Below are 20183 nucleotides of genomic sequence, written 5' to 3'. Positions count from 1 at the left end.
ACGGCCACATACTCCGCCAGGGTGCCGTCGCGGGTCCAGTCCGTGAGGCCGAACACCCGCTGTCCCACCGACCTGCCCCTGGTGCCGTAGCCGAGAGCGGTGACCACTCCGGCCAGCTCGTGCCCGGGGATCGACGGTGTTCGGTCACGGTCGAGGCGATCGGTCCAGGTCGAGGGCCACGCCATCTCGGTCGGGACGAATCCCGACGCATGGACCTGGACGACGACGTCGTTCAGCGCTGCCTGCGGCTCGGGCCGTTCCACCAGCGTCATCCCGGCCGTTCCCGCGGCCTTGTCCGTCACCACAATCGCCTTCATCCGGAATCCCCCTATGTCCAGCCCTCGCCTACACGCGTCCGCGTACGACGTCATCTCCCGAACGAGGTCGTACCCGAGGGCTATGAAGAAGACCCCGTCGGTGTAGAGGCTCTACAGCCCTGCCGGGCATGGGGCGGCGTTGTTCGCTTTCTTCGCCGGGATGGCCGAGTCCGAGCGCGCGTACATCCGCGAGAAGTCGCTGGAAGCCAGGCGCGGCGCAGGCGGTCACGGTGTACGGAACCCCCGGAAGGTTACGTGCTTGCGGGTTTCGAAGCCGAGCCGCTCGTAGAGGGCGATCGCGTCGGTGTTGGCCTCGGCCACGTGCAGGAAGGGACGTTCGCCTCGAGCGGCGATACGCGCGACGAGCGCAGTGATCAGGCGGGCGGCATGGCCTCGCCCGCGTGCCTCGGGAGCGGTGCAGACGGCGCTGATCTCGGTCCATCCCGGTGGCCGGAGTCGTTCGCCGGCCATCGCCACCAGCGTGCCGTTGTCGTGGATGCCGAGATAGGCGCCGAGCTCGTGGGTGCGCGGCCAGAACGGTCCCGGCTGCGCCCGCGCGACGAGGTCGAGCATCTCGGGCACGCTGTCCGCGCCCAGTTCGACCACACCGGTGACGGTCTTGCCATGTGGGTGATCGGGCCGGCTGCCGCCGGGCCAGATCATCTGACGGCCTTCGAGGACGAAGACCGGTTGCCAGTCCGACGGTGGTGTGGCCGCGCAGCTGAACATGTCGGCGAACTCGCCTCGCCCCAGCAGCTGGGCGAGGTCGGCCCACTCCTGCGGGCCCGGGTCGGCGGTTACCGCGGAGAAGGTCGCCACTTCCGGCAGGTAGGTGGTAGCCCGTCCCAGCCGGCGGGCGAGGTGTGCGTGGTGACCGCGTAGTGATTCACCCACCGGGTCGTCGAGTGCAGCGGCCTGGCCGTCGCGGTTCACCATCGTGCTGTGCCTCTCGTGTCGTGCGGATTGACGGTGGCCATTGTCATGCATGAGGAGTCGTGCGAGGCCAGCATGCCGCATGGTTATCGCCGAGTTCGCCTGGGTCGCTGTCTCGCCACCTCTCTTACAACTGGCCAGTTCTGCGAGATGGCTCGGCAACTGCGTGCTGGCAGCGCCCGTCCCGCCCACCTGCGGCCGGTGCCCAGCTTGACAGACATGCCTCGCTCCCTTGCGCCTGATCCGGCGTCGCTACGCTCTGGTTCGATCAAGTGGAGGAAGGGCGGCCATGACCGAAACCTGTACATTCTGCGGCATCGTTGCTGGGGAGATCCCCGCGGAGATCGTCTACTCCGATGAGTACGTGGTCGCCTTCCTTGACATCTCGCAGGCGACTCGCGGTCACACCTTGGTCGTCCCCCGCGAGCACTGTCGCGACCTGATCGACATCGGCCCGGACCGCGCGGGCCTGCTGATGCGGGGTGCTGTGCACACCGCCGCCCTGCTGCGGCGCGCGCTGGAACCGGGCGGGATGAACATCTGGCACGCTACCGGCCCTATGGCCTGGCAGACCGTGTTCCACTTCCACCTTCACCTGCTTCCCCGCTACACCCCCGAGGATCTCAAGCAGGCATGGACGCATCGGGAACTGCCACTGTCGTCGCTGTCGCCACTGGCCGATCACATGCGCTTCCCCTCATAGCGTGGAGACCGAATCGGGAGAGGTTTGGTCGTGGCAGCCATTACGCGGCGGCGCTTTGATCCGGAGTTCCGGACTGGGGCGGTGCGTATCGTGAAGGAGACCGGCAAGTCCGTGGCTCAGGTGGCGCGGGATCTGGGGATCAGCCCGTACACGCTGCACAATTGGGTGCAGATGGATCGGCTCGCCGAGCAGTACAACGGCGGCGGCGACGGCGACGGGAGTGGAACGCTGGAGGAGTCCGAGCGGGAGGAGCTGGCCCGGCTGCGGCGTGAGAAGGCCGCGCTGGTCAAGCAGCACGCCGATGAGAAAGCGGTGTGGGAGAAGGAACGCGCCGAGCTGGAAGACGAGCGTGACGACGCCCCTATGCTTGTCAAGCCGCAGCGGACGAGGTATCCGCAGGTGAGAGTGCTTGGATGATGATCGGGAAGACTTCACGAGCGACGTAGCGCTTGAGGCAGCGGATGATCTCTTTCTTGGATTTGCCCTTGGTGGTGCGGCGTTCGGCGTAGGCGCGGGTGCGCGCGTCGCGGCCAAGGCGGGTCACGACGATCGTGTAGAGGGCGCTGTTGCTGCGCCGGTCGCCACCGCGGTTGAGCCGGTGCCGGACGGTCTTGCCGGAGGACGCCTCGATCGGGTTGACGCCACACAGGGCGGCGAAGGCCGCTTCGCTGCCGAGCCGGTCGGGGTTGTCGCCGGCGGTGATGAGCAGCGCGGCGGCGGTGTCCGGTCCGATCCCGTGCCGCTGCAACAGTCGCGGCGCGCGTTCGGTGATGATCGTGACCAGTGCGCGTTCGTGAGCGCGAGCTTCTTCGGTCAGGGCCAGGATCCGGCGGGCGAGCATGCGCAGCACGGTGCGGGCCGCGTCGTCGATGGTGCGATGCTCATCCTCGGGCAGGTCTGCGCAGGTGCGGATGAGCGTGGTCGGCCCAAGGCCAGCGAGCGCATCGCGCAGCGTCGGGTCGGCGCGCATGAGGACGGCCCGCAACTGGTTGATGGCTTGCGTGCGAGCCTTGACCGCCGAATCCTTGGCGACTTTGAGCATGCGGATCATCTCGACGGCGCCGTCACCGGTCTTGGCGATGGCAGTGACCTCTTGCGACAGCACGGCTCGGGCGGCGTTCTCGGCGTCGATGGCGTCACTCTTGCCGCGCCGCCGCCGACGGGCCCGATCGGGTCGGTTGATCTCCAGGATCTGCATGTCGTGGCGGCGCAGGAAGCGGTTGAGCGCGGTGCCGTGCGAGCTGGTGCCTTCGACTCCAGCTCGTCGCAGCCGGCCGTGTCCGCGCGCCCAGTCCAGTAGCGCGGCATATCCGTCGGCGGTGGCCGGGAACGCCTGGGTGCCGAGGAGCACGCCCATGACGGTGATCACTGCTGCGACGTGCACGTCGTTGTGGGTGTCCACGCCGAGGACGATCTCCTCATGAACGTCGGCGTCGGCAGGGACGGTGTGGTCGTCGGCGGGGCGGATCACGGATCTCCTCACAGGCTCGGAAGGTGATGGTCACCGGCCGGGCGAGGAGGTCAGGACTGTGATGATGCACATGGCGAGGCCCCTTTGGGGACCCATCCACGCCTGGTCCGGCGGCACCGCCCGGGCCAGGGCGACAGGTCATCACCAAGGCACGGTGGCCAGTCTCAAGCTGGGTCAGACCCTGGCTTGTCGGGCGGTGCCTCTTCAGTCTCACAGTGCTCAAGCGCTCTGTGGTCTTGTGGGTCAAAGAGGCGATGGGCCGATAAGCGTGGCGGCCTTCATCAGCTCCCAGAAGACCGAGCACGGCATCGACCACGTCACCTCCTGCCGGGCATTAGGGGAGTCGCAGTCCTGGTTCTACAAGTGGAAGAACCGCATCGGCCAGGACGCGCCGACTGCCCGCGAATGCCGGCGGGCCGACCTGGACGCGGAGATCACCCGCCTGTTCGAGGCCTCCGGGGGAACCTACGGCTCGCCCCGGATCACGCGTGACCTGCATGAAGTGGGCTGGCGGGTATCAGAGAGCACCGTCGCGGCACGCATGTCCGAGCTCGGTTTGGCTGGCCGGAAACATCGCAAGTCGCGGGCGTTGACCCGGCAGGGCAAGCGGCCGGCCGCCCCGGATCTGGTCCGGTGGAAGTTCACCGCGCCTGCTCCGGACGTGCTGTGGTGCGGCGATGTGACCGTGATCGACACCGGCGAGGGCAAGCTGTATCTGGCTACGGTCGAGGACCTGTTCTCCCGCCGGCTGCTCGGCTACGCCATGTCCGAGCATCACGATGCCGCGCTGACCTGCGCCTCACTGCAGATGGCCGTCGCCACTCGCGGCGGCGACGTGGACGGGGTGATCTTCCACTCGGACCGCGGCTCGGAGTACACCGCGGCTCGCTACCAGGACCTGTGCCGGCATCTGGGCGTGGTCCAGTCGATGGGGCGGGTCGGCTGCGCGCTCGACAACGCAGCGGCCGAGGCGCTCAACAGCACGCTCAAGGTCGAGTACGTGCACCGCCACCGGTTCCGCACCAGGGTCGAGGCTCGTCTAAAGATGGCGACCTGGATCGCGGACTTCTACAACATCACCCGGCGGCACAGTGCCAACGACGGCTCGTCGCCCGTCACATTCGAGCGTCACATGATCGAGAAGAGGAAAGCCTCATCGGTCCTGCTGAGGACCGCTGTGGCATAGGGCCGTCTCCACGTTTTCAGGGGATTGACAGGTCTCCTGCCAGATGGATGACACACCTCCGCTCAACCTGGGGCACACCAGAGAGCAAATGAGCTGATCATGGACGGTCGTGGAGAGACTGACTCCCGTATCTGCGACAGATTTGGGAAACGCCTCTGAGGCTCAGCGTGTGACGCGCAAGGCCCACTCGACTGAGTCCGGGGCCTGGATTCGTACCGTCAGGGTCTCCCTCTGGCCGAGGTCGAGCCGGTTCATGATGGGGCTGATCAGGTTGTCGAGGCAGGTGAAGGGCATGTTATAGCCCGGCTCGAGGATGATCTCCGCCTTGCCCTTTCCCCGGCAGTTGAACAGCACCCAGAGCTCGTTCTTTCCGGATGGGATGTCGCCGACGACCATGGACCCTCTTCTCGGCCCTGCCTTGAGGACGGTTTTTGTGCCCGCGTCCATGCCTGGCATGCGGAGCGGCGTGAGGTTGGGCGGTGGTGGTGTGGTCACTGCGGTCTCGGTCGGGACGGCCGACGAGGTGGTGCCTCGCCGGTCCGGCACCGGATTCGCTGGAGGCAGGGCCGCGCAGGCCACCGCCAAGCCGATGATGGTGCAGGAAGCAAGGAGAGGCACTACCTGTCGGATTGTCATGTCGAGATCACCTTTGCTTGACGTACCAGCCGACCTGCCAGGGGGTCCACGCGGTCACGTGTCGCCGACGGCTTTGGCCGCAAACCTGGTAAATGCCGTTGGTCTTCTTGCGCCATACGCCGTACGTGGCGAGCGTCGTTTTGCGCGGCGGGGTCGGGACGGCGATCTGGTTCCCCAACGAGGCCGTCAGGCTTGCGGACAGGTTGACGCCTGCGGCCACTTCGGCGCCCGCGATGAGCCTGTCCACCTTCAGGCTGCCAGAGACGTTCCAGGAGATCGAGACGGTTCCGGACACCGTGGCGGTGAAGGTCGATGTGGCGGCGCGGGACGTTCCGTTGTGATTGGACTGCGTCGGGCCGACGGCCTTGTGGCTGTTGCTGTACGTGGAGACCCGGTAGGTGGCGTCTCCCGTCCGGCAGGCCATGGTCATCGAGGGAGGGGCCTCTTTGGCGGGGAAGATTTCCGTCTCGTTGTCGTATCCGACCACAACGTTGGGATTGTCCGGAAGCGGCTGAGGATCGTCGGCGAATGCTGGGGGCGCGCCAAGCATCGCGAACGGCGCGATCAGAGTGGCCGGTAAGAGCGTGCGTTTCATGGACATAGCGGGTAGGCTCCCCTTGCATCGAATGGTGCTCCACGGGCGGGGATCGTTGGTCGCGGCACCCGTCCGTGCAGCTGCTGGGTCTTTGCCGGCGTTTCCGTCGGGCGTTGACAGTTACTCACGCTGACAAATGGCAATCAACCTCTTGCGCTGCGTTGATCCACGTGCTAGCGGTGCCCGCAAGGCTGGATTTCGGCTACGACTGCCAGCTCGACGGCGCGATTAACAGCCGTTTGCAGGTTTATCAAATGCCACTCCTGCCGAGTTATGGACACCCGTTTACTGGTACTCCATAACAAAAGCTCACACCATTGCCGGAATTAATAAGAAACGTCCCCTTTCTGGCTGTTGTGGGCTGGGTGTCCTTGACATCAATCCGCGTGGCCTTCTCCGAGAACTGTGCGCCTGCCAAAAATTACATCCATGCAGTTCAAGTGGCATGTTCGTACTCGTGCACGACTCCTCCGAGCCGGTCACGTCGGCGTACGTTGAGGTTGTCGATCATGGCTGGATCGGTGATTGGGCCCGGAACGGAGCGTAGTGGAGCCGCTTGGCTCATGCCTTGGTGGCTCGGTGCTGGTTGTAGAAGTGTTCGTACTCGCGCAGGGCGTGGCGCAGGTGGTGTTCATTCCAGAGCAGGCAACGGCCGAGGAGGTCGTGGCGGGACTGCACCCAGCGTTCCACGATTGAGTTCATGCGAGGTATTCGGATGCCGGTGAGTACGGTCTGGATGCCTGCGTCGGCGAGGATCTCGTCCATGAGGGCGGGGAACTTCCCATCCCTGTCTCGGATCAGAAAGCGTGCCTGGCAGCCCGCATCTTCCAGATCCATCACGAGATTCTTCATCGCCTGGATCACCTGGTTCCCGCTCGGGTGAGCGGTGGTGCCCAGCACGTGGACGTGCCGAGCGGCGTGCTCGATGACAGCCAGGACGTACTGGCGCTGGCCGCTGAGCGTGATGGTCTCGATGAAATCGCAGGTCAGCAGTGCGTCTGCTTTAGAGCGCAGGAAATCGGCCCACGTGGTGGACGCCCGCTCGGGCGCCGGATCAAGACCTTCCTGCTTGAGGATCTCCCAGACCGTGGACGGTGCGACCTTGATGCCGAGCGTGGTGAGTTCACCATGCACCCGCCGATATCCCCAGCCGGGGTTCTCCCGAACCAGGCGCAGGACGAGAGTGCGGATGGAGCGGACCGTGGGTGGGCGCCCAGGCTGCTTCGGCCGGCAGGTGCGGGCATGACGCCGTTGTATCCAGATCGCGGCGCCAGCGCTGGACGGTGTCTGGCCGGACGAGGAGTCGCAGTCGGCGCAGGACCTCGCGGGGCAACGAGGTCAGCAGGGCGGTAAGAAAGGCTCGGTCCTCAGGTGCGAATCCTTGTCCCGATCGCCCATGGGCAGCAACCGCAGCGCGGCGAACGTGTTCGTGATGGTGAGGTAGGCCAGGCGAAGGAGCACGGCTGATCATCATGCCGCACTTGGTTCCGTCTCCTGGATGGCCGGAGCTCGCGCACACCACGCGAAGCTCTCGCACGGTCATGACCTGGGCGGATGTAATTATGGGCAGGCGCACTGCGCAGCGGCCTGAGGCCTCCTCGACCTATCACTTCAGTATTCGGCGAATATTCCCTCGGGGATGACCATGAATGACTTTGATCGCGACGAGTTTGTGAGCCTGGAAGAACAGATCCGGCGAACTCGTGAGATCCTTTGGAAGATGCCCTCTGCGCGACGGCTCATTCAGACGCTCGACGCGGAGGCCGAGCAAGACGGTGAAACCTACATCAGCATGTTCGAATATCTGCTCGAGGTCGTTGCCGAAGTGTTTATGCCAGCCGTGGAGGAGGACGACGACAAGGACGTGATCAGGTGCTTCCTCGACATCTGCGAAGAGCTTCTCAGCATGAACAGCAGCCTCCTTAGGGAAAATGTCGACGATCTCGTGGCAAAGCTGCTCATTCGACATTATCCTCATCTTATTTCGCAGAGCGGTCCGCAGCTACAGAAACTCATCGCCACTCACTGAGACGATTCAGAACTCCAACAATTCGGCCATCTGCATCAGTGCACCTATGGGACAGCCAGCATAATCATGGCCCCAGCTTCCTGCGGATGAGCATGCAAGGGGCGGCGCGGGCCTGCTCCAGCGTGCCGACCAGTCAGAGTTCGTGCAGGATCGTGTCGGCGGGGTCGCCTAAGAGGGCATTTGATTTGAGTAGGTTGCGGCTTATGTCCTAGTAGGCGCCTCGCCAGGTTGGGGTGGTCTCGTCCGTTATGCGTTTGGTGAGGTTGTTGATTGATGCGAGGTGGATCATGGCTTGGGAGTTGGAGGGGAGGGTTTCATAATCGCGGGTTAAGCGGCGATAGAGCATGAGCCAGCCCAGGCTGCGTTCGACGACCCATCGGCGTTTGACGACATGGAATCCGCGGGTCTCGGGCTTTCTGGCTACGACTTCGACGTCGATGCCTAATGTGGCGCCGTGCTCGATTACGGCGTTTCTGAAGCCGGAGTCGACCCAGGTTTTCGTTATCGTCGGGTAGGCGGTTTTGGTTTGGTTGATCAGTCGTATTCCGATGACGTTGTCGGACAGGCCTGCGGCGGCGACGGTCGCGGCGAGGATGATGCCTGGGGTGTCGGTGACGATGCCTCGCTTGCGGCCGACGATCTTCTTGCTGGGGTCGGTGCCTTGGCTGGTGAGGGGCACGTTGGTGGAGGTCTTCACGCTCTGGGTGTCGATCACGCAGGCGGTTGGTTCGGCTTTTCGGCCTTCCTTGACGCGGGCCAGGCCGGTCAGCTCGTAGTTGAGCTGGGCGAAGATTCCTTCGTCGCGCCAGGCTGCGTAGTAGGTGTAGACGGTGTTGTAGGAGGGGAAGTCGTGCGGCAGGTATTTCCAGGCGATTCCTGTTCTGTTGACGTACAGGATCGCGTTGAAGATGTCCCGTAGCTCGACGGAGGCTGGTTGGCCGGTGGGCCGGCGGTTGAGCCTGGCCTGCCGCCAGGCGGTCAAGGTGGGCTCGATTAACGCCCAGCGGGCATCGGATATGTCGCTGGGGTACGGCTTCTGCTCATTCATGGCAGAATTTTCCCCCGTACTGTGTGATCGGCGGCGGCTCTCCACGATTAGGGAGTTTCTGTCTCATCTCTAGATCAGACGGAATTCGAGGTGCATATGCTTGCCAAACAGGCGCTCCCATGATCGCGCCGGCAGCTATGAATGCACCGCTAGAGGGCAAATCGGACCAAAGTCTCTGGCCGCAAAGCCAGCACATCGCCACAAAACATAGAGAAACGCCCTCTGAGACCTGATTTGTCGGCACCCGCACGGGCGTTCCACCCGGGGCCCCTGCCGTTCAATGGTCCTCGCTGCCGTAGCGGCTCAAGGACGTGCCCGCAGGGCCTGCTCCCGGCCCCTCACCTGCTGTGCCCGCTTTCCGCCGGTACGGAGTGGCTTGGGGCAGGGGCGTGTCTGGTGAGGGCGAGCACCAGGATGAGCACGGCCTGTGGGGTGCCAGAACGGCGAGTACCATTTGCTGAACTGGGCGTTCGCAGGGCGATCAGGCCGCTTTCCGGTACTCGCTGATCAGTCCAGCGACGGTCCTTCGACGGTGCATCCGGGAGGCCATGTCGATCACCTCACCAGGTTCGTGCAACGGCGGGCGAAGCGAACGGCTTTGACGCGGGCGATGGTGGTTGAAGTGGCCGTCAGGCCGCCGACCGAGTTGGCGAGAGATGCGGCGGACTCGCGGCCGGCAACGTCCGGTCGTACTCGACTCTCCACCGAATCCGCTCCGCGACCGCCCGCATGCGCAGGTGATCCTGAGGCGGCCCCACCGCCGCCAACGACTCCAGAACGAACGCCTTCCGGTCGGCCCCGGTAGTCGGCGAGCGTTTCCCGGACCACTTCCGCGGCACGAGGTCGCCAGCCGGGCAGAGCGAGCGTGGTTCGACGGTGAGCGCGCCCTTGCGGTGCCCCGGATGCGTCCGATACCCAGCTCACCCCACACCACGAGTCCGGAATCCGTACCTTCCGACGCCCGAGCGCGGTCCGCGGCCAACCAGCCCAGCTCGACTGACACCACCGCCATGATGGCCAGGCTGATCCCCGACTGGAACAGCAGCTCGTGCGGGTCTCGACGCGCCGGCGGGAGGACGCGCTCACAACTCGCAGGCGATGCAAGCCGCCGGGGCCGATCGTCGCGGGCCTCCTGCCGCCGTGTGGGCCGCACGCCTGTCACCGACAGAGCGCTGAGAACGGTGTGATCGCCGACCTGGCCGGGGCTGGATGTCAGCTCGGCAAGACGTCCCGGTCGAAGATGTCGATCGGCAGGTAGAGCGTCACCGTCGGATTGGGAATGGTGACGATGCAGCTGACGCGGATCTCGACGGGCGCGACGCTCAGGATCACGTACGCCTGCTCGCCGCTGTAGCCCAGCCCTGTCAGGTAGTCCACGGCCCGGCGCACCGCCTCTTGGGCGGCGAAGCTCGCGTCCTGATACCGCTGCTCCTTGCCGCGGAAGCAGAAACCGGTGAAGCCGAGATAGCGGTCGGCACCGAACTGCGCGACCAGGGGCGCCGGACGGACGATCGGCGTGGTGATTCGGTGACGGGCCATGCCGTCCTTGATCAGACGCAGCCGTAGCCAGGTGCGGCCGTCCATCTCCATCGCGTTGAAGCTGCACTCCCCGTCCGCTGCCGCGAGATGGTGGTCGCCGAGCGACAGTAGTGCGCCCTCCACGAACACTGGGAAGTAGACCGTGGCCCCCGGACCGAGAGTGTTGATATCCATGTTGCCGCCGTTCTCCCGGGGCGGCTGGGTTCGGGCCGCCATCCGGGCGGCGTCGGCTCCGAGGCCGCGCAGCAACGCGTTGCGCGGATCCGGGGGGAAGGCGCGATCGTCGGTGTACAGGGGGTTCTCGCGCTCGTCCCACAGGCGCATCAGCTCGTACGATGGCGCGACCCCCATGGTTCCGGCATGGGGCTGGGCGGGGATGCGCACGCCTGGCACCTCCGGCGACTCGGCGATGCCGCCGCGGGCGTACCACGTCGAGCGATAACCGTCAGGGAAGATCTCGCCAAGTAGTCCGGGCGTGCCGGGCAGGATGTTGGCGAAGGCGATGCCGCTCAGCGGTTCGACGCCGAGCACCTCCGCGACCAGCACGTCACCGGGCCGTGCGCCGTCGACGTGCACCGGGCCGGTCAGCGGATGCATGCGGGACAGATCGACGTGGCGCAACTCGTCGAGACTGCCGTTGTCGTGGATCTGGTAGTCGTCATAAGCGGCTGACTCCAGGATCACCTCGCCGCCTGGATCCACCGTGACGGCCGGTGGGATCTCGGGATGCCAGCGGTTGTGCCCGATCTTGGGCTGATCGGCGAGCGGGACCCCGACCTGGCAGGTCAGCCGGGGCACATCCAAATAGCGGTCGCTGTAACGGGAAAGCGGCTCCATCATGGTCCTTGCTGGTCGAAGGGGGCGTGACGCGGTCCTCACTGGTGGGGGACCGCTGTGAAGCGCACTTCGGTGAAGGGCGCACGCCATGCGGTGACCTCGGCCGCCAGCGTGGCCGGCACGCTGTCGGAGGCGAGAGCACGGGCGATGAAGGCGGCCAGAGCGGGCATGTCGTCCTCGTTCATGCCGATACGGGTGATCTCCGGGGTGCCGAGCCGCAGGCCGTTCAGGTCGCCGGCCACTGGCGCCATAGGCAGGCCGATGCCGCATGCGAGCAGGTTGGCGACTCGCAGCCGGCGGGAGGCGCACTGCCCTCCGCCGAAGCGGTGGGCGGGCACGGCGAACTGGTGCGACCTGGTCCCATCCGCGAACACCGGCACATCCAGTGCTCGCAGTTCGGCCGCGAGCCGGGCCGCGTTCGCCACCATCGCCTGCGCGTAGGCGGCCCCCTCCGCCTGCCAGTCGAGCATCGTGACGGCCAATGCGGCGATGCGACCGGCGTCGGAGTTGGCGGTCAACCCGGGGTAGGCGATGGCGTCAAGACGCTGCGCCAGCTCCTCATCGTCCGTGACCACCAGCCCGCCGGGCGGCCCCCCAAGGCTCTTGTACGTGCTCATCGTGACCAGGTGCGCGCCCTCGCGCAGCGGGTTCGGCCAGACCCCACCGGCGATGATGCCGCACATGTGGGCGGCATCGCAGAGCACGCGTGCTCCGGCGGAGTCGGCGATCTCCCGCACGGCCGCGATCGGGTGGGGGAAGAGGTTGAGGCTGCCACCGATGGTGATCAACTTCGGACGGAGCCGCATGGCCATTTCCCGCAGCCCGGTCAGGTCGACCGTGTAGCCGCCCACGTCGGTGGGGGCGGGAACGGTGGTGAGTCCGTACAGTCCGGCGGCGCCCTCAGCGTGGTGGGTGACGTGGCCGCCGACGCTCGTGGGTGGAACGATGATCGTGTCGCCGGGGCGGCAGGTCGCCATGAAGGCGTACAGGTTGGCAAGCGCGCCGGAGCCGACGCGGACCTCGGCGTAGTCGGCGTCGAAGACCTGCGCGGCCAGCTCGGCGGCGATGATCTCGATCCGTTCGATGGCCTCCAGGCCCGTCTCGTACTTCTCCGCCGGATGGCCGAGTGAGGGACGTGTGCCGAGCCCAGCCGACAGCAGCGCCTCGGCCCGGGGGTTCATGACGTTCGTCGCAGGATTGAGATTGACCGCCTCAGCCTGGTGAATGCGGTCATTCCAGGCCACCAGACGGCCGATCTCCTCCAACGTGGCGGCGGGGGATCGCCCGGCCACGGCGCCTGCTACCTCGCGCGTCAGCCGTTCGGTCGCGGCGGAGATCCAGGGACGGGGAAAGCGGGCACGCATCACGGTCTCATCTCCCGGTTCGGGCTCGTGCGGTTCGACGGTAAGCAGCGACAGGCGGCCGGCACATCGGATCGACGCCGAGATCATGTCGTATCGGTCTCGACATTTGTCGCACAGCGGAGGGAGAGTCATGCATGGATCTTCAAGACCTGCTCGAAGACCTCGCTCAGCGGCTGGGCCGCGGACTGTTCGTCGACTCGACGGATGGCCGAATGCTCGGCTACAGCAAGCAGGACGCGCACGCGGACCCGGCCCGCGTCGCCTCGGTCATGTCGCGCCGGGTCGCGCCTGAGATTCGTGAGTGGCAGAACCGGTACGGGATCTCCAAGGCCACGAAGGTCGTCCGCCTGCCCCCGAACGCCGAGCTCGGCATACGGGCTCGCTTCTGCGTCCCCATCCGGCGTGATGGGCGATGCCTCGGCTACCTGTGGGCCTCCGCGGACGGTAAGGCGCTCGACGAGACTGCGCTCGGCGCGCTGCAGGGTGCCGCCGCCGAACTGGCCCGGGTCCTGGCAGGGCGGGGCGACGAGCGCGAGGACTTGATCCGCTGGTTGCTCGATCCGGACCGAACCGGGGAGGGAGCCCGTGATCGGCTGGCTGTGCTCGAGCCGTCGCTGCTCTCCTCCGAGGTTCTCATCTGCGTCGGCGTGCCGATCAGTCGCCACCGCCAGCAGGTGCCCGCCTTGTCCGCCGCCGAGCTGGAGCGCCTCGGCACGGCTCTACCGCGGGCGCTTCCTTGCTTCGTCGCTCCCACGCACGTGACCGCCCTGCTCTTGTCTGGTCCCAACGGTCCCAACGGTCCCAACGGTCCCAACGGTCCCACGGCCTTGGACGAGGCGCTGCGCAAGTCCGCCCGTCGTCCCTTCGCCATCGGGATCGGTGACCCGGTGCCTTTCGAAGTTCGCGCGGTGCGCGAGGCGTACCGGCAAGCCAGGGCGGCGGCCGGGGTGGCCGCGCTGGATCCGGCCTTGCCGCGCGTTCTGCCGTGGTCGGGCGCCGGGCCGTACCGCATGTTGCTTCCCGTCGCGCCGGGGCCTGATCCCGTGCTCGTCCCGCTTGAGAATGATGAAGAGCTTGTGCGGACCCTGGAGACGTACCTCGATGCCGGCTGTGATGTCCAGCGCACGGCGGCGTCGCTGCATCTGCACCGCACCACGGTGTACTACCGGCTCGACCGGATAGCCACGACCCTCGGGGCGGATCTTCGCGACGGGCTGGTGCGCTCCCACCTGCACCTCGCCTTGAAGGCACGTCGTCTCAGCGGCCGGCCCTCAAACGGGCACTCCTGGTGATCTGAGCGGAGACATTGATCGTGACCGCCACGACGTTCTCCTCCGGCGGGTTGTTGAAGGTCCCCGCTCCGGGAGCGGCGATCACACGCGGGTTTGGGAGCGCCGCCGTGGCTCAGCTCCTGTCACGTGGACAAGAGCCTCCCCACCGCGGTTGATCGCTCCGATGACGCCGCGACCGTTCCGATCCGCGCACAGCAAAAGCCCAGTTCAGAGCACGAAATCGTGTTTCTGAGCGGGACGCGCATAGGCGCTTTGAAGAACGTGCAGCTCAAGCCCTATGCAACGGGATTGGCTCGGCGCCGCTCCGCGAGGCGCGCAAGCGGCTCAACTCCTGCCCGTTCCGCTGACGGCCATCACATTGCTCCCTTGAGCATCTATCGGTTTAAGCGGTTTGCAAGTGGCACAATACAGACTCTCCTCACGAATCACGCTGCCGTCCGCTTGGACGGCACGAAGGGAAGACATCATGCAGCTAGGCAAGAGGCTCACTGCTATGGCCGCTTGCGTCTTTATGGCGAGCGGGGTGCTGGCTACGGCGTCTCCCGTGGCAGCTGTTGCGGCTACATCGGCTACTGCGGGGGAAAGTCAAGCACGTTACTATTACGGTGCCATCGCTGTGGCGCGGAACGGCCGGACCGGCAGGTCCTGGGACTACAGAACACTGGCTTCCGCCAAACGGCGGGCACTGAGAGAATGCGGCCGCTCCAGCTGCAAAGTCCTTGTCACCTTCGTCAACGGGTGCGGCGCCGTCGCCTACAATTCCAGGAGAAACGTCTTTTGGGGCGGCAGGGGGAGCACGCCCGCCAGGGCGAAGAGGAACGCCGTAGCCAATGCGGGCGGCGGTCGCTGGATCGCCTATCAATGCACCAGGCGATGGGGATAACGCTGGTACGGCAGCCATTTTTGGTTGGTTGAGCTGGATGTATGCGGTGGTCAGGCGGGCGCGTGCTTGGTGGCGGCGTCGCCAGGGTGACCAGTGGGCGGCGTGTTCCAGGGACGGTGCGTGGCCGGTGACGGCGTTGAACGGTGCGCCTGCCGAAAACTCCGTCCGTGCAGTTCAAGCGGCACGGGAGCATTCGTGAAGAACCCCACCCAGCCGGTCTCGTCGGCGTACGTTCAGGTCGACGATTCCAGCCGGATCCGGGACGGCGCTTAGCGGAGCCGCCTGAGCCAGGGCTTGATGGGCCCGATGCCGGTTGTTGAACGCCTCGTCAGCTGCCGATCTGGTACTCGTGGATGAGGCAGCCGAGGATGGCTCTGCGGTGGACTCTTGATGACCCGCAGGTCGGCGTCGGTGAACCCGCAGGCCCCGAGTAACGGCGTACGATCCCAGGCGACCCCGACCAGCAGCTTGGCGCTTCTCAGCCTCATGCTCTTCGGACTGAGCCTCGCAGGTCAAAACAGCGCTCCTCGTGAAGCCCATGGCCGTCTTCGGCCATGGGCTGGAGGCTGTGTGAGGGCGGAGTAGGCGGAGGTGCCACCGCCTACGCCGTTCCGATCTCGATGCCCGCGCTCCGGCGGAGCTAGAGAAGCCCTCTGGAGGTGAACGCGGCACGTACGGCTGCCACGGCAGTGTCACCGCCGTGCCGTTGTGCCGCGTTCACCGTGGCCTCGGCCGCCGCCTTGAAGGTGGTGTCCTTGGCGAAGTCGAACTGCGCGTCTATGATGACCGTGCTTCCCAGCGTGTCACCAAGCCTGGTGCGGATGTCGTACAGGGCTGACGACCAGATCTCGCCGTCCGCGTGCACCTCGCCGACCATGTCCTCGGGGTAGTGCTTGGTGCCGTCCAGTCGGCGCAGGCAGTGCGGGGCCCTTGACGTGTAGGAGACCGAGTCCCAGTCGGCCACGCATGCCTCGGGAGTCCGCGTGGGTACGCCGGTCTTCCAGCTGCTGACGGCCACGGCGAGGTAGTCGCCGAAGGCCTCACCGATCGCGCCCGACTCCAGGGTCGTGCCGAAGCCGGTCACCTGGCCGTCCTGCACAGAGTGGCCGTACTCATGGACGATCACCTCGCCGTCCTCGGCGTCGTCCACGCCACCCTTGCCGAGGGTGATGTTGGCCTTGTCCTCCCTGAAGAAGGAGTTGTCGCCGCCGTACTGGTTGATCCGCAGCTCGATCTGACGCTGGTTCACCGGGCGCAGCCGGGACCCGAAGCCCAGTGACTGGATGTAGTGCTGGGCGGTGGTGACCCAGTAGTAGCCCATGACCTGCTCGAACTGGTCGGTGTCGCGGTGCCAGGTCGGGAAGGCCCCGTCCACGGTCTTGGCGGCCTTGCCGGTCTCGCTCTTGACCGTGACGTAGCGCCCGGTGAGGGTGCCGGAGCTGTCCAGGTCGGTGAGGGTGACGGTGCGGTACGCCGGGGCGAAGGCCGCGCCGTCGCGGTCGTGGTCGTCGACGAGGGACTCGTCGCCCGTGCTCTGGACCGCGTTGGGGTAGAAGACGGTGGCGGTCGGTTCGGTCGTGGCCTGGGCGGTGCCCGGCGTGAGGAGCGCCGTGATGGTGCCGAACGCCAAACAGGCCGCAGCCATACGACGTTGGGGGGTGCTCACCGTAGATCCTCCAATTGGTGGGAATCCGGTGAACTTACGGGATAAATGATCCTTTTGTCACCCCCGTGTCGGTGCGGCGACGTTTGTCCCCATCGACGTTCAGAGAACCGGGTCAACGTCTGATCGAATCGACTCCCCGCATGGGGAGGCGGCGCCGCGGGAATGGCACCTCCTGGCCTGGAGGGCGCCGGAGGGAAGGCACTCCTCCCGGCCGGATGTACTGCCCCCGTCGCGCCACCCGATGAGACAGGAGGCTTCACCGTGAACCCCACCATGTCCGTGAGCGAAGCCGGGCGAACATTTGCCAGGCCCGCCGCGTACACCGACGAGACCCGCCTCCACGAGGCACTCGCGCTGCTGCGCCGTGAATCTCCCGTCCATCGCGTGGAGGTCCCCGGATACACCCCGTTCTGGGCGGTCACCCGCCACGCCGACGTGCTGGAGATCGAGCGGGACCACACCCTGTGGCTCAGCGCCCCGCGCCCCGTGCTGAGGACCGCGGACCTCGACGCCGCACTCGAAACGCGCCGGGCGCGGGGGACCGCGCTCAGGAGCATCGTCCACATGGACGATCCGGAGCACCGCGTCCTGCGCGCCGTCGGGGCCGACTGGTTCCGCCCCAAGGCGATGCGTGCCCTGGAGATGCGGGTCCGAGAGCTCGCCCGCCTGCACGTGGACCGGATGGCAGAGTACGGCGGCGCGTGCGACTTCGCCCGCCAAGTCGCCGTGCACTATCCGCTCTACGTCATCCTTACCCTGCTGGGCCTGCCCGAGTCGGACTTCCCGCGCATGCTGCGGCTCACGCAGGAGCTGTTCGGCCAGCACGACGAGGAGACCGGGCGCGGCGGCAGCCCGCAGGGCCACACCTCCGTGCTGGAGGACCTCTTCGCCTACTTCCACGAGCTGACGGCCGAGCGCAGGGCCAGGCCGACCGGCGACCTCGCCTCGGAGATCGCCAACGCCCGCATCGACGGCCGGCTGCTGGACGACAACACTGCCGCCTCCTACTACATCCTCATTGCCACGGCCGGGCACGACACCACCAGCTCCACCATCGCCGGTGGCCTGGAGGCGCTCATCCGGCACCCGGACGAGCTGCGGCGACTGCGGGACGACCCCGGCCTGCTGCCGACGGCCGTCGAGGAGATGATCCGGTGGGTGAGCCCTGTGAAGGAGTTCATGCGCACCGCCTCCGCTGACACGCAGGTCAACGGCACGCCAATCAGGAAGGGCGAATCCGTGCTGCTGTCGTACCCGTCGGCCAACAGGGACGAGGAGGTCTTCGCCGAACCGTTCCGCTTCGACGTCGGCCGCGACCCCAACAGGCACCTGGCCTTCGGCTTCGGCATCCACTACTGCCTGGGCGCCGCGCTCGCCCGCATGGAGATCCGCGCGCTCTTCGCCGAACTCGTCCCCAGGCTGGCGAGCGTCGAGCTCGACGGCGAGCCTGTGTGGACCGCCACCACATTCGTCGGCGGGCTCAAACGCCTCCCCATCCGCTACGTCATGAAGGACGGCTGAGCGTGCCGACTCGGGCGAGACCGCCGACCGCAACAGCGGAGACAGGATCAGGGGTGGCTGTCGTCATCGGTGGAATGATCATGAGTGATGTCGGCCGTGCTCGTACGCCCTGTCAGGACGTTGTCCCACCACACGGGCGAGAACCTGCAATGCTGAGCAACCCATGGTGGACAACACGGTCCAGATGACCTGTGAGCGAGCCGGCGCGGTGCTTGCGCACTGCGCCGGTGGCTTCCTCGACACGGTGGCCTTCACAGCTCTCGGCGAGCGCGACTATCTCGACATCAAGATCGTCCAGACCCTGACATGGCCGATGGTGAGCCTGCTGCTGGAGGACGTGCGGCACGTCACCGTCGACAAGGGCCCGGACATAGAATCATCGCTCGTCGACGAGATCACTCTCACGCCGCTGTTGCGCACGGCCACGACGTGGCCCAGTGAAGCCGACGGGCTGGTGACTCGTTTCGACGGTCTGCCTGACTTGTACTGGCTAAGGCTGGTCGGGCCAACGATGATCACGGCGGTGGGAGCCATCATGACCGTCTCCACCTCCCCGGACTTCTCAACCCTGGCCTGACCCGCGAGCGAAAAGCACGAGGAGAGGTTGGCGCAGTCCGAGCGAACGATCAGCCAGTGGTGCAGCGCGTCATAACTCGCGCGTAGGGTCTGATCTGGGTTTCGCTGATCGGGCCAGGCGGCTCGGCGGCCCTCGTTGATCGCTCCTCCGAGTACCTCGTGGCGTTCGATCCGGCCTTCCATGGACACCACTACCTGTTCGTTTTGTCGGGTGGTCGGTGGCCGTGGTAGTGATCGATGTACTCGTTCAGAACCGAGCGCAGGTGACGTTCACCGTAGATCAGCATGCGGTCGGTGCACTTGGCGCGCACCGTCCTGATCCAGGCGCTGCAGGAAGATCGTCCCAACGTGGAAGAAGGCCGATGTGGGTAGGTCCAGGCCCGTCGTAGCAGACGACGATGCCACGCCGGCAGCCACCGGGCCAAGGCCGCCAGGACGGCTCGATCGCCCAGTCAAGCAGGCGGACAAGCACAAGACGCGATCTTGTCTGCAGGGACGGGGCCCGTCCAACCACAGGTCAGAGCCATCATGGCTGCGTTCTGACGCGGCACAGGGGTGACCCGGCCGGGTCCGCTGATGTGAGGGTTCAGACGAATGGCCGGGTTCACTCGGGGGCGGGCCCCCGCTCCTCGGCCGCCCGGCGTCCGAGCAGCTTGTCGATGCTGCGGCGTTCGCGTTTGGTGGGACGGCCCGCGCCACGAGCCCGGACGGCCACCGTCACCGTCTCCTCGCGCGGAGGAGGCGGAGGGCTCTTGTCGACGTAGCACTCGGCGGCCACGGCGGCGCCGACGCGCTTGGTGATGATCCGGGAGACGACCACAATGCGTTCGCGCCCCTCGTGCCGCAGCCGGACCTCATCACCGACCCGGACGACGTGCGCGGGCTTGACCCGTACCCCGTTGACCCGGACGTGACCGCCCCGGCAGGCGTCGGACGCGATCGAACGGGTCCTGGTCAGCCGCACCGACCAGATCCAGCTGTCCACCCGCGCACTCACCTGCTCACCTGACACCCCGACACTGTACTGAGTGACGTGACAACCCGTCGATCGCGCGACAGGAGGCTCACGGCTCGGACGGCGTGCCGAGTTCCGGGACGACGCCCTGGATCTCGGTCTCGATGACGGCGATGTCGTTCTGGATCCCGATGACGAGCACGAACTCGTGCCCCTCGCCGAGGGCCGGCGCGGCCAACGGCGCCCCGATGACGTCGACGGGCTCGGCCAACTCCAGCACCGTGGCGGTGGACCCGCGCAGCGCGACCGTGGCCGAACGCCCGTGTACCCCGCCGAAAGGCAGGTCGACCAGTATCTCGGCCGACGACGGAGACCCGAGGGCGAGAATCCGGCGCGGGCCCAGCAGTACGCCGGCCGTGCCGTCGGACAGACGGGCCAGCCACGACGGCCGCTCGGCAGCCCGGCTCCGCGGCGAGGCGGAGCGGTGCGCCGGCATGTGGACGTGGACGCCGCCGCTGACGGACCCGGCCTGGACGAGGGCCCCGTGTACGTCGCCGGTCACGACGTTGACCGTGTGGTCCTGGCCCCTCCCGTCCATGCGGCCATCGTCGCAGAAAGCACTTCTCCCCGCC

The 20183-nt window shown here is 66.5% G+C and carries 21 protein-coding genes; 8 read left to right on the top strand and 13 right to left on the bottom strand.

What is annotated here, in order from left to right; translation table 11 throughout:
* Both ACWEPL_RS48070 and ACWEPL_RS48065 read right to left on the bottom strand, forming a co-directional pair.
* On the bottom strand, positions 1–317 hold a 317-nt coding region (locus ACWEPL_RS48070; RefSeq protein WP_452440214.1), incomplete at its 3' end, for an alcohol dehydrogenase catalytic domain-containing protein.
* 225 nt (positions 318–542) lie between these two features.
* Positions 543–1253 carry a GNAT family N-acetyltransferase gene (locus tag ACWEPL_RS48065; RefSeq protein WP_452440213.1) on the bottom strand — a complete coding sequence of 237 codons (711 nt, stop codon included), beginning with the start codon at positions 1251–1253 and terminating at the stop codon, positions 543–545.
* Between the two features lie 286 nt (positions 1254–1539).
* Here ACWEPL_RS48065 and ACWEPL_RS48060 point away from each other — a divergent pair, with 286 nt between their 5' ends.
* Positions 1540–1953 (top strand): HIT family protein, encoded by a 414-nt coding sequence (locus ACWEPL_RS48060; RefSeq protein WP_452440212.1) that lies wholly within the window; start codon positions 1540–1542, stop codon positions 1951–1953.
* A 30-nt stretch (positions 1954–1983) separates the two neighbouring features.
* The gene (locus ACWEPL_RS48055) at positions 1984–2370 is read left to right on the top strand and encodes a transposase (protein ID WP_452440211.1); all 387 of its coding nucleotides are present in this window, start codon (positions 1984–1986) and stop codon (positions 2368–2370) included.
* On the opposite strand, the gene ACWEPL_RS48050 is transcribed toward ACWEPL_RS48055, so the two are convergent.
* On the bottom strand, positions 2324–3424 hold the full coding sequence (locus tag ACWEPL_RS48050; protein ID WP_452440210.1) for an IS110 family transposase: 1101 nt from the start codon (positions 3422–3424) through the stop codon (positions 2324–2326). The two genes, ACWEPL_RS48055 and ACWEPL_RS48050, sit on opposite strands and share 47 nt — an antisense overlap.
* 268 nt (positions 3425–3692) lie before the next feature.
* Here ACWEPL_RS48050 and ACWEPL_RS48045 point away from each other — a divergent pair, with 268 nt between their 5' ends.
* Positions 3693–4610: an IS3 family transposase gene (locus ACWEPL_RS48045; protein ID WP_452440209.1), complete on the top strand. Its 918-nt coding sequence runs from the start codon at positions 3693–3695 to the stop codon at positions 4608–4610.
* 162 nt (positions 4611–4772) lie between these two features.
* Here the strand turns inward: ACWEPL_RS48045 and ACWEPL_RS48040 are convergent, their stop codons facing one another.
* The 4 genes from ACWEPL_RS48040 to ACWEPL_RS48025 all read right to left on the bottom strand — a co-directional run bounded on the left by ACWEPL_RS48040 (position 4773) and on the right by ACWEPL_RS48025 (position 7302).
* On the bottom strand, positions 4773–5246 hold the full coding sequence (locus ACWEPL_RS48040) for a hypothetical protein (RefSeq protein ID WP_363971590.1): 474 nt from the start codon (positions 5244–5246) through the stop codon (positions 4773–4775).
* Between the two features lie 7 nt (positions 5247–5253).
* Positions 5254–5841 (bottom strand): hypothetical protein, encoded by a 588-nt coding sequence (locus tag ACWEPL_RS48035; protein WP_363971588.1) that lies wholly within the window; start codon positions 5839–5841, stop codon positions 5254–5256.
* A 561-nt stretch (positions 5842–6402) separates the two neighbouring features.
* A complete protein-coding gene (locus ACWEPL_RS48030) occupies positions 6403–6975 on the bottom strand; it encodes a hypothetical protein (protein ID WP_452440208.1) in 573 nt (190 codons plus the stop codon).
* Positions 6976–7179: 204 nt separating this feature from the next.
* On the bottom strand, positions 7180–7302 hold the full coding sequence (locus ACWEPL_RS48025; RefSeq protein WP_355200006.1) for a hypothetical protein: 123 nt from the start codon (positions 7300–7302) through the stop codon (positions 7180–7182).
* A 178-nt stretch (positions 7303–7480) separates the two neighbouring features.
* On the opposite strand from ACWEPL_RS48025, the gene ACWEPL_RS48020 reads away from it, so the two are divergent.
* Complete coding sequence (locus tag ACWEPL_RS48020; protein ID WP_363971582.1) at positions 7481–7870, top strand: hypothetical protein; 390 nt, start codon at positions 7481–7483, stop codon at positions 7868–7870.
* Positions 7871–8078: 208 nt separating this feature from the next.
* On the opposite strand, the gene ACWEPL_RS48015 is transcribed toward ACWEPL_RS48020, so the two are convergent.
* From ACWEPL_RS48015 to ACWEPL_RS48005, 3 genes are all read right to left on the bottom strand, one after another.
* Positions 8079–8918, bottom strand: a complete 840-nt coding sequence (locus ACWEPL_RS48015) for an IS5 family transposase (RefSeq protein ID WP_452440207.1) — start codon at positions 8916–8918, stop codon at positions 8079–8081.
* Positions 8919–10130: 1212 nt separating this feature from the next.
* Positions 10131–11297 (bottom strand): acetamidase/formamidase family protein, encoded by a 1167-nt coding sequence (locus ACWEPL_RS48010; protein WP_452440206.1) that lies wholly within the window; start codon positions 11295–11297, stop codon positions 10131–10133.
* A gap of 35 nt (positions 11298–11332) precedes the next feature.
* Positions 11333–12658, bottom strand: a complete 1326-nt coding sequence (locus ACWEPL_RS48005) for an aminotransferase class I/II-fold pyridoxal phosphate-dependent enzyme (protein ID WP_452440204.1) — start codon at positions 12656–12658, stop codon at positions 11333–11335.
* A gap of 134 nt (positions 12659–12792) precedes the next feature.
* On the opposite strand from ACWEPL_RS48005, the gene ACWEPL_RS48000 reads away from it, so the two are divergent.
* Both ACWEPL_RS48000 and ACWEPL_RS47995 read left to right on the top strand, forming a co-directional pair.
* A complete protein-coding gene (locus tag ACWEPL_RS48000; protein WP_452440202.1) occupies positions 12793–13950 on the top strand; it encodes a PucR family transcriptional regulator in 1158 nt (385 codons plus the stop codon).
* A gap of 466 nt (positions 13951–14416) precedes the next feature.
* Positions 14417–14833, top strand: coding sequence for a DUF4189 domain-containing protein (locus tag ACWEPL_RS47995; protein ID WP_363971573.1), 417 nt, complete (start codon positions 14417–14419; stop codon positions 14831–14833).
* Positions 14834–15473: 640 nt separating this feature from the next.
* Here the strand turns inward: ACWEPL_RS47995 and ACWEPL_RS47990 are convergent.
* The gene (locus ACWEPL_RS47990) at positions 15474–16499 is read right to left on the bottom strand and encodes a M36 family metallopeptidase (protein WP_452440201.1); all 1026 of its coding nucleotides are present in this window, start codon (positions 16497–16499) and stop codon (positions 15474–15476) included.
* 261 nt (positions 16500–16760) lie between these two features.
* On the opposite strand from ACWEPL_RS47990, the gene ACWEPL_RS47985 reads away from it, so the two are divergent.
* Together ACWEPL_RS47985 and ACWEPL_RS47980 are read left to right on the top strand one after the other, a co-directional pair.
* Positions 16761–18020 (top strand): cytochrome P450, encoded by a 1260-nt coding sequence (locus ACWEPL_RS47985; protein WP_452440199.1) that lies wholly within the window; start codon positions 16761–16763, stop codon positions 18018–18020.
* A gap of 163 nt (positions 18021–18183) precedes the next feature.
* On the top strand, positions 18184–18597 hold the full coding sequence (locus ACWEPL_RS47980; RefSeq protein ID WP_452440198.1) for a hypothetical protein: 414 nt from the start codon (positions 18184–18186) through the stop codon (positions 18595–18597).
* A 603-nt stretch (positions 18598–19200) separates the two neighbouring features.
* On the opposite strand, the gene ACWEPL_RS47975 is transcribed toward ACWEPL_RS47980, so the two are convergent.
* Positions 19201–19593 (bottom strand): RNA-binding S4 domain-containing protein, encoded by a 393-nt coding sequence (locus ACWEPL_RS47975; RefSeq protein ID WP_452440197.1) that lies wholly within the window; start codon positions 19591–19593, stop codon positions 19201–19203.
* A gap of 67 nt (positions 19594–19660) precedes the next feature.
* Positions 19661–20149 carry a hypothetical protein gene (locus ACWEPL_RS47970; protein WP_452440196.1) on the bottom strand — a complete coding sequence of 163 codons (489 nt, stop codon included), beginning with the start codon at positions 20147–20149 and terminating at the stop codon, positions 19661–19663.
* Between the last annotated feature and the right edge of the window lie 34 nt (positions 20150–20183).

Source organism: Nonomuraea sp. NPDC004186, assembly GCF_053603495.1.
The sequence above is the reverse complement of the archived record's forward strand: the minus strand, read 5'-3'. Positions and strand labels throughout refer to the sequence as shown.

Bases quoted from the DNA above. Each gene is read 5' to 3' on its own strand.
- ACWEPL_RS48065 (WP_452440213.1), bottom strand. From the start codon at position 1,253: ATGGTGAACCGCGACGGCCAGGCCGCTGCACTCGACGACCCGGTGGGT.
- ACWEPL_RS48060 (WP_452440212.1), top strand. From the start codon at position 1,540: ATGACCGAAACCTGTACATTCTGCGGCATCGTTGCTGGGGAGATCCCC.
- ACWEPL_RS48040 (WP_363971590.1), bottom strand. From the start codon at position 5,246: ATGACAATCCGACAGGTAGTGCCTCTCCTTGCTTCCTGCACCATCATC.
- ACWEPL_RS48035 (WP_363971588.1), bottom strand. From the start codon at position 5,841: ATGAAACGCACGCTCTTACCGGCCACTCTGATCGCGCCGTTCGCGATG.
- ACWEPL_RS48020 (WP_363971582.1), top strand. From the start codon at position 7,481: ATGACCATGAATGACTTTGATCGCGACGAGTTTGTGAGCCTGGAAGAA.
- ACWEPL_RS48015 (WP_452440207.1), bottom strand. From the start codon at position 8,918: ATGAATGAGCAGAAGCCGTACCCCAGCGACATATCCGATGCCCGCTGG.
- ACWEPL_RS48010 (WP_452440206.1), bottom strand. From the start codon at position 11,297: ATGATGGAGCCGCTTTCCCGTTACAGCGACCGCTATTTGGATGTGCCC.
- ACWEPL_RS48005 (WP_452440204.1), bottom strand. From the start codon at position 12,658: ATGCGTGCCCGCTTTCCCCGTCCCTGGATCTCCGCCGCGACCGAACGG.
- ACWEPL_RS48000 (WP_452440202.1), top strand. From the start codon at position 12,793: ATGGATCTTCAAGACCTGCTCGAAGACCTCGCTCAGCGGCTGGGCCGC.
- ACWEPL_RS47995 (WP_363971573.1), top strand. From the start codon at position 14,417: ATGCAGCTAGGCAAGAGGCTCACTGCTATGGCCGCTTGCGTCTTTATG.
- ACWEPL_RS47980 (WP_452440198.1), top strand. From the start codon at position 18,184: ATGGTGGACAACACGGTCCAGATGACCTGTGAGCGAGCCGGCGCGGTG.
- ACWEPL_RS47970 (WP_452440196.1), bottom strand. From the start codon at position 20,149: ATGGACGGGAGGGGCCAGGACCACACGGTCAACGTCGTGACCGGCGAC.